We start from the raw sequence: 12,816 nt of genomic DNA, 5'->3' as shown, positions 1-12,816 counted from the left end.
CAAATTATATGTTATATTGAATATGATTAAGTGTCCTGCACAGTCAATCAGCCCGGGTAGGTATCCATAATGCGATACTAACCGGGCTGATTGACTTACTGAATATTCAATTTATTACTTTGCTGCAATATACCCTTGCGCTTTCAGTAATTCTGCAATTAATACTGCACCACCGGCAGCCCCCCGCACTGTATTATGGGATAATCCTACGAATTTATAATCGTAAACGGTATCTTCACGTAACCTGCCAAAGGACACTCCCATACCATTCTCATAATCCCTGTCGAATTTAGCCTGGGGGCGGTTATCTTCTTCCAGATATTGAATAAACTGCTTTGGAGCACTTGGAAGATTGAGTTCCTGAGGCAGACCTTTAAATTCCTTCCAGGCCTTTAGTATCTCATCTTTGGTAGGTTTCTTTTCAAAACTTACAAATACTGCGGCAGTGTGTCCGTCTGAAACAGGTACACGGATACATTGTGTAGTAATAAGCGGTGCAGTAGCTTTTACGATCTGACCGTCCATCACTTTACCCCAGATTCTAAGGGGTTCCTGCTCGCTCTTTTCTTCTTCGCCACCAATATAAGGTATTACATTATCAATCATATCCGGCCAGTCTTTAAATGTTTTACCAGCGCCTGAAATAGCCTGATAGGTAGTTGCAACTACATCTTTAGGTCCGAACTCTCTTAAGGCATGGAGAGCTGGGGTATAGCTTTGTATCGAACAGTTGGGTTTAACCACAATAAATCCTCTTTTAGTTCCCAAACGCTTTCTTTGATCAGGAATTACTTCTAAATGTTCCGGATTTAATTCCGGTACCACCATAGGCACATCTGGAGTCCATCTATGAGCACTGTTATTGGATACAACAGGTGTTTCCGCTTTGGCATAAGCTTCTTCAATTGCTTTAATTTCATCTTTTGTCATATCAACAGCGCTGAATACGAAATCAACTTCGCTGCTTACTGCCTCTACTTCATTGACATTTTTTACAATTAATTTCTTAACAGCCTCCGGCATTGGTGTGGTCATCTTCCATCTGTCACCGACCGCTTCTTCATACGTCTTTCCTGCACTTCTTGGACTGGCAGCTATTACTACAACCTCGAACCAGGGATGATTTTCTAATAATGCAATAAAACGTTGTCCTACCATTCCGGTACCACCCAAGATACCAACTCTTAATTTGCTCATCTTAACTCCGATCTGTGCGCTCAATCGCACTATCAATCAGGATGTTGAAAAGGTTTTGCTTTCAACTTTACCCGATATTCTTACTATATTATACACGGCACCAATACACACTTTTCATCATTATGTATTTACACGGCGCACATATGTCTTTGTAGTAAATATATTACTATTTTTATTTATAAAAATCAACTATTTTCTACTAAATATTCATTTTTTGTGAATATTGATGAATACAGGTATTCCCTGCCCTGTTTCATTGGCTATTTTTCTTTTGTTAGAAACCTCATTTTCCCAGTCATTTTCTTTGGTACAGGACCAATCTGTTCATCATCAAAATCCATCTTCTCTCTCATGGCATGTGTCAGTTTGGAAGCACAATCCGGACATAATCTGCCTGAACGTATGTCAATGTTACACATCTCACATTTTATAAATATAGGGGAATTCTCCGGAATCTCAAGCCTTCCTTCCCGCAGATAATGATTAATCCGTTCCAGACTGATACCGGTTTTCTCTGAAACTTCCATAGCCGGAGCCGTACCGTGATCATAGATATAATTCTTAACTTTTGCAAAATCTTCTTCATCCGCTTTTTTGCACATAGGACAGTAATAATGGCCAAACCCAAGATAGGTAAACATCCTTTTGCACCGTACACACATCTTGGCTTCACCGATTTTACCACCTTCGCTAATCTTAGCAGCAATTATTTTATAGGAATCTTTCATAGGTTTGCCTCCTCTGATATAAAACACCATCAACGGTTACCCTATCTCTATTATATCTTTTTTCCGGGATTAGTCAATGAACGTGCCCATAAATAAGACTTTTACCTTATGTCTTTTATGGAATTCAAATAGTTCATTAGCAGTTCCTCCAAATCCTGGTAGCTTTCTATTTCATTGACATGCTGTCTTAATTTAGCTGCCAGGGGATAGCCGGTTGTATACCATGCCACATGTTTGCGCATTTCCCGTATACCAATATATTCACCCTTATAGGAGATTGCTAACCTGGCATGACGAAGCATCATTTCCACTGCTTCCTCCACTGGCGGAACAGCTATCCTTCTGCCGTTGTCTAAGTATTCCTTAACCTGCTTAAATAACCAGGGGTTTCCTCTTGCTCCTCTTGCCAACATAATACCGTCACAGCCAGTTTCCTCCAATAGACGTTTTGCATCTTCCGGTGTAAAGACATCGCCATTACCGATAACCGGTACTGATACCGCTTCTTTCACAGCCCTTATGATATTCCAGTCAGCCTTTCCACTGTAATACTGTTCCCTGGTCCTGCCGTGTACTGCTATGGCAGCCGCACCATTTGCTTCCGCTATTTTTGCAATTTCTACTGCATTTACAGTAGTATCGGTAAATCCTCTTCGGATTTTTACTGTAAGGGGCTTCTTTATAGCGTTAGAAACGGCATAAATAATTCTGCCGGTCAGTTCGGGGTCCTTCATTAATGCTGACCCTTCATTATTATTAACTACTTTTGGTACCGGGCAGCCCATATTAATATCCAATATATCAAAGTTTCGATCTTCAATGCGTTTGGCGGTTTCACTCATGATATAAGGATCTGCTCCAAATAGCTGAAGAGAAACCGGACGCTCCTCATTCGCAACTTCAAGAAGACTTTCCGTATTTTTATTGTTATACTGTATTCCCTTTGCACTCACCATTTCGGTGTAGATTAAGTCGGCACCCTGTTCTTTACACAAGATACGAAATGGCAGGTCTGTTACACCTGCCATGGGACCCAGTATTAAATTGCCGTTTATTTTAACATTACCAATGTTTAAACTCATTTACATACTCCCTTAAATCTATTTCCCTTTACATTTGCTATAAATGATTTTTAATCCTTTTAGCGTTAAATTCGGATCATATACCTGGATGACATCAGTAGCTTCCGCAATGATTTTACCCAACCCGCCGGTAGCAATGACTTTCATATTTTGAATTCCGGATTCCTCAATTATCTTCTTGACGATATATTCTGTTTGTCCGATATAGCCGTATACAAGCCCTGCCTGCATACTGGTAATCGTCTCTTTCGCTAAAATAGATGCCGGTTTCTTAATCTCAATGGCCGGCAGTTTTGCTGTTTCATTCCATAACGCGTCGGCCGATATACGGATTCCAGGGCTTGTAACACCGGCTAAAAAGGAGCCGTCTTCGGATACTAAATCATAAGTCGTAGCTGTTCCAAAATCAATGACAATTAAGGGTCCCCCATAGATATCGTAGGCCGCCACCGCATCCACAATACGGTCTGCCCCGATTTCTTTCGGATTCGCTGTAACAATTTTTATACCGGTCCTGGTGCCGGCTCCAACTTCAATTGGTGTAAGGTTTAAGTATTTTATAATACTATTTTTTAAAGAATGCATAATTCCCGGTACAACACTGGCGATAATAACCGCCTCAATATCTGCGACAGCAACCTTTCTATTAATTAACAGGTCGCATATGGTTATACCATATTCATCTGAAGTTCTCGGAGTTTTTGTCGTCATTCTGAAACTGGCAACCAACTCTTCCTCTTTAAAAATCCCCAGAGTTATATTGGTATTTCCAACATCTATTACTAATAACATAATTTACACCCATTGCATATCCCAGACCAGCCTGGGATACTGCCACAAATAAGGATATGTGAAAGATGCTTCGTGTGGCAACCTTTCTTATTATAATTTTCTTTCACACTTACAACCATGCCGACGCGGCATGGGTTTTGATACAAATTTTTGGCTAAGCCAGATCTTCCCCTAATAAAAAGACGCGGTAAAAAAGTTCCAGGGCTTCTAATAATTCAGCTTTATTTCGCTGAATTTCCTTTATTTTAAGTACACTTCCAATTTCATCAAATAATAGGTCCCCTTCATCACTTGTTACATTAAGCATCAGATTACCGTCTTCATCAAATTCCAGGGTTAAAATACCACCAATATCTTCGGTATATAATACACACATTATTTTAAGCTCTTCCTTTACACTTTCGGGCAGAGCATTAAAGTCTTCGTTTAAATAATATTTCTGTTCATATGAACTGCTCGCACATAATACTAATTTATCTGAATACACTTGCATTTCCTCCTATCAATAAGCTTAAAAATCTTTCGTGATTTTGAAAGCTCTTTTTGTCTAATTATCTTACTTCTATTCCCCCCAAAATACAAGTTCCCCTGATAAATATGGTATAGGTAGTATCCGAGGTATTATAAGGCGGTATTACTTTGCTTTCTACTCCGCCTAAGATAGGCGTACAGTTTAATACCACTTTTGCATTCGTGGGGACATAGACATCAATTCCGCCAAGAATACAGGTAGTTTCAATTACAACATCATCCTTAAGAATTGCATTCCTAAGGTCTAACTGAACATTGCCTAATATGGAAGTCACATCAGCGCCTTTGAATTCTTCATCTACAAATTGAATATTCCTCCCGCTTAAAATTCCGGTAAAGTGATTATACCCACCGTGGTTGGTTTCGCGGAAGTAACCGTCATCACTGCCGCCAGGGTTCTGATTAGAATTATAATTCTGATTTGTATTATATCCTTGATTGGCGCTATAATCCTGATTCGTATTATATCCCTGATTGGCACTATAATCCTGATTCGTATTATGTCCCTGATTGGCGTTATAATCCTGATACGTATCGGACTCCTGACTGGTATCATAGCTGTATTTTGAATTATAATTTTCTCGACGGTCGCTTTTGTCTCTCCGGAACAAAAAAGAACTGCCGATTGCGATAAAAATCAAAGCTATGATCAACCTTGGAAAGGTATACCAGTCAACGATCCCCTGAACCGAAGCCATCAATAGAATGCCTGTCCCAAGGCCAAATATGGAGGCTGACCTGTTTTCACGGTTAACCAGTCCTATGGCACTTGGTACTATAATAAATAAGGTCCACCATCCCGGAAAAAATATATTAAAATTAAAAACTCCTACTGCCCTTCCTGCTAACGCAACACCGAGAAGAACAAAGAAGACACCCCATACTGCTTTTGACATTGTATTTTTCATTGGCATCACTCCCTTATCGCTTTTCCCATTACTATCATATATGGAAAAGCTTAATATTTCAAGATAAAGATGAAACGGTCCAAAACACCAGGTAACTGAATGTTCAAACAACTTCTATCCTCAGACATAGCCAAACATACCACGGACAGATACTTCCCCGGATACAACCGTTTTGATTATGGAGGTTTTTATACCCTGGTGCTGTTCTTCGGTTTGTACTAATAATGCACCGGCCTCATTAATTCCAAGGGCGGTACCGGTGTATTCCTTGTCAGATCCTATTATATTTACCTGTTTATTCCTGTTTATCAAAACCTCATTATATTCTGTCAACATATTTTTTAAAGATTCTGTTTCTAAAAATAACTCATAATACTGCTCCAGAAAATTCATAACAGCAACAATTAGTTCCGTCCGATCTATTTCTTTACTACACTCCAGCTTAAGTGAAGTAGCGGTACTTTTTAGTTCCTCGGGGAAAACATCTCTGTTTGCATTAATACCCATTCCGATTACCACACATTCCAGTCTTTGATTCATGGTACTCATCTCCGTAAGGATGCCGCAGACCTTTTTTCCATTCACTACGATATCGTTGGGCCATTTTATATAACTGTCAAGACCTGTGACCTTTCGTATTCCTTGATTCACTGCCAGGGCAGCTACCAGTGTGAGCATAGAGGCGTGAACAGGGGGGATTTTGGGCTGTAATACAATTGTCATAAATATCCCGCTGCCCTTTGGAGAACTCCAGTCCCGTCCAAGACGTCCCCTGCCCTGGTTCTGTTCTTCTGCTAAAACCAGCACACCATGACTGCCTGCCTGCTTTCCAAGTTCCTTTGCAGCGGTGTTGGTTGAATCTATTTCTTCATGATAGATGACTTTTTTTCCAAAGTTTTTTGTTATCATTCTAGTTTCAATGAAGATTGGATCAAGCTTTTTATCGTCCATGTTAAATTCCTTTCCCTGTTACTAACTCAACTTCTATTATAGGCTTTCTTCCTTAGAAAGTAAACATCAGAGAAAGGCTGCCGCAGAGTCAAGTTTACTCTGTGGCAGCCATCCGCTTAGAAAGCCTAATGAAAGCTGATTATGCTATGTTTCATATACGATATCTTCGAATCTGAATTTTACTTATATCGGCAGCATATATATGACTAATTGCCTAAAGTAGCTACCATAACTGCTTTTATCGTATGCATACGGTTTTCGGCCTCGTCAAAAATCACCTCTGCATGTTTCTCAAATACATCTTCCGTTATCTCATATCCTTTAACGGCAGGCAGGCAATGTAAAAGTATTGTGCTTTCCTTCCCTGTCATAGAAAGCATCTCCTGATTGACCTGGTAAGGCTTTAAGATCGTAATCCGCTCACCCGCCAAAGCTTCTTCACCCATAGAACACCATACATCGGTATAAATAGCATCTGCGCCTTTTACTGCCTCTAACTCATCCGTAATTGTAATGGTACCCTGTGAAGCATCTGCATATACCTGACAAGCTGCAACCAAACCTTCCTCCGGCCACAATGCTTTCGGGGATAAGATGGTAAAATGAAGACCTAATTTAGCAGAACCAATCATTAAGCTATTTGCCATATTATTTCTTCCGTCTCCGGCATATACAAGCTTCAGACCCTTTAAATGTCCGAATTGCTCCTTTAACGTTAAAAAGTCGGCTAATATCTGAGTGGGATGGTCGATATCCGTTAAACCGTTCCAGACCGGAACCTTACTGTACTGTGCCAATTTCTCTACTGTCTCTTGTTTAAATCCCCGGAATTCAATACCGTCGAACATTCTTCCCAGTACTCTTGCGGTATCTTCAACACTTTCCTTATGTCCCAACTGAATGTCATCCTTGCCTAAGTATTCCGGATGTCCCCCTTCATCAATACAGCCTACGGTAAATGCACACCTGGTTCTCGTAGAAGGTTTTTCAAAAATCAATGCTATATTCTTGCCTTTTAAGCTGTTACCGGTTATTCCCTGTTTTTTTTTGGCTTTTAAATCTGCGGCCAGTTCGATTAAATATTCAATTTCTTCTGGTGTATAGTCTTTTAATGTTAGGAAACTGCGTCCTTTTAAATTCATGCGAATACCTCCCCGATGAAAAATACAAAATAATATATATGTGTTTATTTATACACTATACTTAATTTTTATACATTTGTCAAGAAGATATTTCTACTGATTTTCTGTAGTACTCTTGAATTTTAGAAATTGACTATACGGTTGTTCTCTTGAACTTTAGAAATTTCTATACGGTTTATCAAAGGATTGTCTTATAAAATCATCATTTTAATAATAAGCATATGAAAGACCGGAAACTGAAAACCCTTTCTGGTCATCAGCTGGTACTTGTCCTTAATTAAATCAATAAGCTCTTCTTCCGTATAAATCCGGTATTTCGGAATTCGTAAGCTTTTTGCGCAAAGTTCCAGCAGTGCAATATATAGCTCCTTATAAGTCCAGTCTTTTGTAAGTTTTAAGGCACTGGCAATATTAGGACAGACCGTTTCCAAAAACTTTCTGTTATAGACCAAGCTGTTGGAATAATCCTGTTTATAATATTCAAGGAGAGCCATTTTGGCGGCCTCATTGACTGATATCAGTTCGTTAATACATGCTTCCTCCGAAAGCTTGTTGTCAATGTAATATATTTTACCTTTTAAGGTCCGAAGACACCGCATTGCATCGTAATAACCAACTTCAATATTACGCTTTATTTTATCCGGATTAAACTCTAGAATTCCTCCTAGGTTTATACGGGGAGCAATTTCAATAATATTAACATCCTTTGGTATCTTAACCGGTTTTTCCAAACCGATTCCATAGATACGGATAACTATGATGTCCTTATAGCCACGGTTTATAAGCATATCCACCGGGACATTATTAAACATGCCTCCGTCCAGATATTTCATTCCATGAAGTTTTTCGTTACGGAATGCCGGCAGGGCCGCACTGGCTAACAGGTAATCTTTTAAGTTGGTGCTCTCTGCTTCCCAGGCAGTTATTTCAACTTCTTTTAACTTAGATACCAAAAAGGTACCAAAGACGAATTCTATCTGGGACTTACGGATTTTCTCCTCATCCACCCATTCTTCAATAAGTTTTTTCAACGGGTTTATATCAATCCCCCCCTCCGACAGAATTTTGCCGGTATCTTTTGTTAGTTCTTTCAGATTGATTGCCTTTAGATCCCGCTTCATTAGTTTGTCCATCTGTTCATCATTTACATTCATAACAGAAGAATAGGTGAGCCGTTTCCATAAACTTTCAGCTTCTTCATAATCATCCATACAAATCAAGGCACCGTTAAGCGCCCCAACAGACACCCCTGAAACCCCCTTGATTTTAAGCCCACATTCCAAAAAAGCCTTCCAGACCCCAATCTGGTAGGCTCCTTTGGCACCGCCGCCTTCTAAGACCACGCCGTATTCTTTACTTAAGTCAAATACTTTATCCATCCGCTGCTCCTATAAATTATAATAAAAGGGGGACTGCTGCAATTTTTTATTTCTGAACTTACGTCTGGAAATTATATTGCAGCAGTCCCTCTCGGTAACTAATCCTCCGTCGACTGATTTTCCTCACTTGGGGTCCCCCGTTGAATGTAATCAGCGATTAAATTTTGATCAAGTATTTCTTTCGAAGTCTGTTTCAGTGTAATTGCCCGGTTATAATCCGCCTCATATTTAGAGGCGTCAAGGGGCTGGCTGTTTGTGATATCCCAGGACCGGCTTCCATCAAAGACGCCTTCCCTGGATATTTCGAACATTACATTATTATGAACAAAGGAACCTTCAAACAGATATGCAGTAAATGCTACAAATCCATCTGTTGCATTCACTAAGTCCTGACCTAAGACATAGGGCTGCTTAATATCAATCCCCATAATGTTGGCTATGGTAGGCAGAAAATCTATCTGTCCTCCCGTAGTGGATATGGTTTTTGTCACTCCGCTGCCTGGAACATGTATCATCATAGGCACTCTTAACATTTCATCATAATCATAGGGTTTTCCAAGATAATTAGTCATTATCTCCGCATTATTATCCATACCTACATTCAAGCCATGATGGTCACCATATAAGGCAATTACTGTATTGTCATATAAACCGGACGCTTTTAAGTCAGTAATAAATTGACCAAATGCTTCATCCATATAATGGATGGTTTGCAGATAAGCGCCGAACTTTGTATCCACATCTTCCTCTTTTAATGTAAGGGTGGCATCTGCCGGATCAATCAAGAATGGATGATGGCTTGATAATGTTATGATGAAGCTGAAAAACGGCTGTTTTTGCGTTTTCAAAATTTCCACTGACTGTTTGAACATGGATTTGTCGGAAATACCAAGACCCATGATGTCACTTGCATCCAAATCTTCCATACTGTAGAAATCCTCAAATCCCTGTCCCGGATAAGCAGCTTCCCGGTTCCAGAATTCTCCCTTATATCCATGAATGGCGAAGGCTCGATAGCCTTTGTCCCTTAACAGCCAGGGCAGTCCATCATAGGTATTGTCTGTGTATAAGGTATAACACTCCCTGTCGATTACAGGGTATAAACTGTTCAGGGTTGAAAATTCGGCATCTGCCGTATTGCCCTTACCGATATTACTGTAATAGCGGTCAAAGTATATGGTGTCGTTTTTTAAGAATGCATTCAGGTTAGGTGTAATAATCTGATCGTTATATTGTGCATTAATAACAAAATTCTGTAAGGCCTCTACCTGAATCAAAATCAGATTTTTACCTGCACCAATTCCATTTAGCTGTCTGCCGGGATTTTGTACGGCTACATTTTCAACCTTATCAAGTACTTCCTCTGCCGGTACTTCCTCTGTTACTATATTTTCTGTCAGTGCATTATACACGTCATTGACATGGTTTGTAAAAAACTCAACGCTGTTAACTTTATCGATTGCCACGCTGTCCATGGGATTTACCACTAACAGCGCAAAGATTGCACATAATCCTGCAACAATGTATTTTATCTCTTTTTTAAAACTCCAACTGTTTTTACTCGGGTCCTCTTTTATATGTTTTTTAAAGTAATAATAAACGAAAGGGATATCCAGGTACAGCAAAAAGCTTGCCGGTATCAGTGTTGCTACAAAACTATCCGGAACCGCAGCAACATTAGCTGCCTGCCACAGCTGTTTTATGGATACCGTCTGATTATAGTAGTTATAATACATAGAGTCTGCAAACATTAATAAACTTAATAGGCTGTAGACTATTAAAAACAGACCTTTCTTCCTCTTTAGCTTGCTGCGGCTAAACAATACAAAGATAATTCCCATAGCCGTAACACTCAATATGATAAAGGTAATGTCCTTTAAGTCCACATCAATAAGGCTATAATAAATCATCAGTTTTACCGCAAAAAGCAAAAGAATCATATAAGGCGATTGTAAAATTTTCTTCAAATGGTGCATTTTATACACTCTCCTTTAATAACTATAGCTAAAAACTATTCTCCTCTTTTTGGTTCTTATATATAATAGCTCATAGTTATTTTATTATCAAGGCTAGAATTCTTAATTTTATCTTAAAATATCAAATTATTTAATAATTTCTTAATATTTGCCAGGCTCTGGGTCAATGAGGTTTATTATATAATCTCAGAATAGGTTTGGATTATTTTTTGCCCCTGTTAACATGCACAATTGTTTGTAACTACATTATACTTAGCATGTCCAGTAACTTAGCAATCATTCCATTTCAGTCTGTCTAATTCCTGGCATTCATAAAAACCCAAAGTCCTAAAGTAACCTAAATCGGATTGTCATACAATAAACTTCTTTTCCTCCGGTGCCCATTCCTGACGGAGTGTTTTATGACGTTTTTTGTAATTCAAAAAACTATAGCATAAAAACAGCATGAACTCTTGTTATTGATATGCGTCCTCCTAAGTGACAAGTTTTATTCTTTTACTTGTCAGCCTAGAACCCAGAAGGGAGCATAACCTTATCAGAATCCATGCTATTTTTAATGTTTCAAAAAGACTAAGGTATTATTCTGCAGTTATATTTTTATCATTACCGACTTCTGTGAGGGATTTCACTAATCCTGCGATTCCCTGGATTTCAGAAGGTATAATAATTTTGGTCGCTTTACCATCCGCAGCTTTAGCAAAAGCTTCCAGGCTCTTTAACTGGAGAACTGCATTGCCAGGGTTGGAATCATTTAAGAAACGGATACCATCTGCGTTGGCCTTTTGAACTGCAAGAATAGCTTCTGCCTGACCTTCTGCTTCACGGATCGTAGCTTCTTTCTTAGCTTCAGCGCGTAAGATAGCAGCTTCTTTTTCCGCTTCCGCACCTAAAATTACAGACTGCTTTTTACCTTCTGCCACAAGGATTGCTGATGTTTTTTCACCTTCTGCACGAAGGATGGCTTCTCTTCTTTCACGTTCTGCCTTCATCTGTTTCTCCATGGCATCCTGAATAGCGGCAGGCGGAATGATATTTTTTAATTCCACACGATTAACTTTAATTCCCCAGGGATCCGTTGCAACATCAAGGGATACTCTCATCTTGGTATTAATGATTTCTCTTGAAGTCAGAGTCTGATCCAGTTCAAGGTCACCAATTATATTTCTTAAGGTAGTTGCTGTTAAGTTTTCGATTGCCATGAGAGGGCGTTCCACACCATAAGTAAATAGTTTGGGATCGGTAATCTGAAAAAATACTACCGTATCTATCTTCATTGTTACATTATCTTTGGTTATAACTGGTTGAGGAGCAAAGTCTACAACCTGTTCCTTAAGTAATACTTTTCTGGCAACTTTATCTATAAACGGTATCTTTATATGAATACCTACATTCCAGGTTGCCTGATACCCGCCAAGACGTTCCATTACATAAGACTGTGCCTGGGGTACGATTTTAACGCAGGATGCCAATACCAACAATATAAGCACTACAAAAACTATTAATATTATCTGAGTCATAATTAATTTTCCTCCACTTCTGCTTCTACGATTAATTTTACGCCTGAAACTTCCCTGATAATTATACGTTTGCCTGGTTCTATGATCTCCTGGCTGTTTAAAGCTCTGGCCGTCCATTCCTGGCCATTTACGATTACCTGTCCGGAATTATTGAAATTATCGATTTTTTCAATTACCTTACCGGCTTTCCCAATCAGACTCTCGTAATTTGTTTTTATCCGCTGCAAATTAAAGAACCTTTGTGCAATCGGTCTTGTAAAAATTAAAAGTACAAATGAAACAACTAAGAAAACAGCTAGTTCCAAGATAAGGTTATCCGCAACTAACGATAACAGGAACGCTATTAATGCCCCGCCGGCAAACCATATGGTCGTCAGTCCCAAGGTTATAATTTCAATAACTAAAAATACGGCAAGTGCTATTAACCAATAACTTGAATTCATTCTGTGCCCCCCTTTCCGTTTCATTTACTGATACTTTAATTTTACTTCATAACTACTTATTTTACAAGGAAAGTTTGCTTTATTTCCTAAATTTAACCATATTATAATCGAATTCTAATGAGATTTCTGCCAGCTAATGAAATCTACTGATTTATATGCCGGATACACTT

General features: G+C 39.0%; 12 protein-coding genes. All 12 read right to left on the bottom strand.

The window, feature by feature from the left end:
- Positions 1–114 precede the first annotated feature (114 nt).
- The 12 genes from asd to QA584_RS02675 all read right to left on the bottom strand — a co-directional run bounded on the left by asd (position 115) and on the right by QA584_RS02675 (position 12,646).
- Positions 115–1,197: an aspartate-semialdehyde dehydrogenase gene (asd, locus tag QA584_RS02730; RefSeq protein ID WP_278272972.1), complete on the bottom strand. Its 1,083-nt coding sequence runs from the start codon at positions 1,195–1,197 to the stop codon at positions 115–117.
- Positions 1,198–1,457: 260 nt separating this feature from the next.
- Positions 1,458–1,925 carry a hypothetical protein gene (locus tag QA584_RS02725; RefSeq protein WP_278272971.1) on the bottom strand — a complete coding sequence of 156 codons (468 nt, stop codon included), beginning with the start codon at positions 1,923–1,925 and terminating at the stop codon, positions 1,458–1,460.
- A gap of 101 nt (positions 1,926–2,026) precedes the next feature.
- On the bottom strand, positions 2,027–3,007 hold the full coding sequence (dusB, locus tag QA584_RS02720; RefSeq protein ID WP_278272970.1) for a tRNA dihydrouridine synthase DusB: 981 nt from the start codon (positions 3,005–3,007) through the stop codon (positions 2,027–2,029).
- Between the two features lie 18 nt (positions 3,008–3,025).
- Positions 3,026–3,799, bottom strand: a complete 774-nt coding sequence (locus QA584_RS02715) for a type III pantothenate kinase (protein WP_278272969.1) — start codon at positions 3,797–3,799, stop codon at positions 3,026–3,028.
- Between the two features lie 154 nt (positions 3,800–3,953).
- A complete protein-coding gene (locus QA584_RS02710) occupies positions 3,954–4,292 on the bottom strand; it encodes a DUF6145 family protein (protein ID WP_278272968.1) in 339 nt (112 codons plus the stop codon).
- A 58-nt stretch (positions 4,293–4,350) separates the two neighbouring features.
- On the bottom strand, positions 4,351–5,238 hold the full coding sequence (locus QA584_RS02705) for a LiaF transmembrane domain-containing protein (RefSeq protein ID WP_278272967.1): 888 nt from the start codon (positions 5,236–5,238) through the stop codon (positions 4,351–4,353).
- 120 nt (positions 5,239–5,358) lie between these two features.
- Positions 5,359–6,189 (bottom strand): biotin--[acetyl-CoA-carboxylase] ligase, encoded by an 831-nt coding sequence (locus tag QA584_RS02700; protein ID WP_278272966.1) that lies wholly within the window; start codon positions 6,187–6,189, stop codon positions 5,359–5,361.
- Between the two features lie 206 nt (positions 6,190–6,395).
- Positions 6,396–7,331, bottom strand: a complete 936-nt coding sequence (argF, locus tag QA584_RS02695) for an ornithine carbamoyltransferase (protein ID WP_278272965.1) — start codon at positions 7,329–7,331, stop codon at positions 6,396–6,398.
- 191 nt (positions 7,332–7,522) lie between these two features.
- On the bottom strand, positions 7,523–8,710 hold the full coding sequence (locus QA584_RS02690; protein WP_278272964.1) for a patatin-like phospholipase family protein: 1,188 nt from the start codon (positions 8,708–8,710) through the stop codon (positions 7,523–7,525).
- 98 nt (positions 8,711–8,808) lie between these two features.
- Positions 8,809–10,686: an LTA synthase family protein gene (locus QA584_RS02685; protein WP_278272963.1), complete on the bottom strand. Its 1,878-nt coding sequence runs from the start codon at positions 10,684–10,686 to the stop codon at positions 8,809–8,811.
- A 578-nt stretch (positions 10,687–11,264) separates the two neighbouring features.
- Positions 11,265–12,203 carry an SPFH domain-containing protein gene (locus QA584_RS02680; RefSeq protein WP_278272962.1) on the bottom strand — a complete coding sequence of 313 codons (939 nt, stop codon included), beginning with the start codon at positions 12,201–12,203 and terminating at the stop codon, positions 11,265–11,267.
- 2 nt (positions 12,204–12,205) lie between these two features.
- The gene (locus tag QA584_RS02675; protein WP_278272961.1) at positions 12,206–12,646 is read right to left on the bottom strand and encodes an NfeD family protein; all 441 of its coding nucleotides are present in this window, start codon (positions 12,644–12,646) and stop codon (positions 12,206–12,208) included.
- Between the last annotated feature and the right edge of the window lie 170 nt (positions 12,647–12,816).

It is taken from the genome of Anaerocolumna sp. AGMB13025 (assembly GCF_029689925.1).
GTDB lineage: Bacteria > Bacillota > Clostridia > Lachnospirales > Lachnospiraceae > Anaerocolumna.
This window is presented reverse-complemented; position numbering and strand designations above follow the sequence as displayed.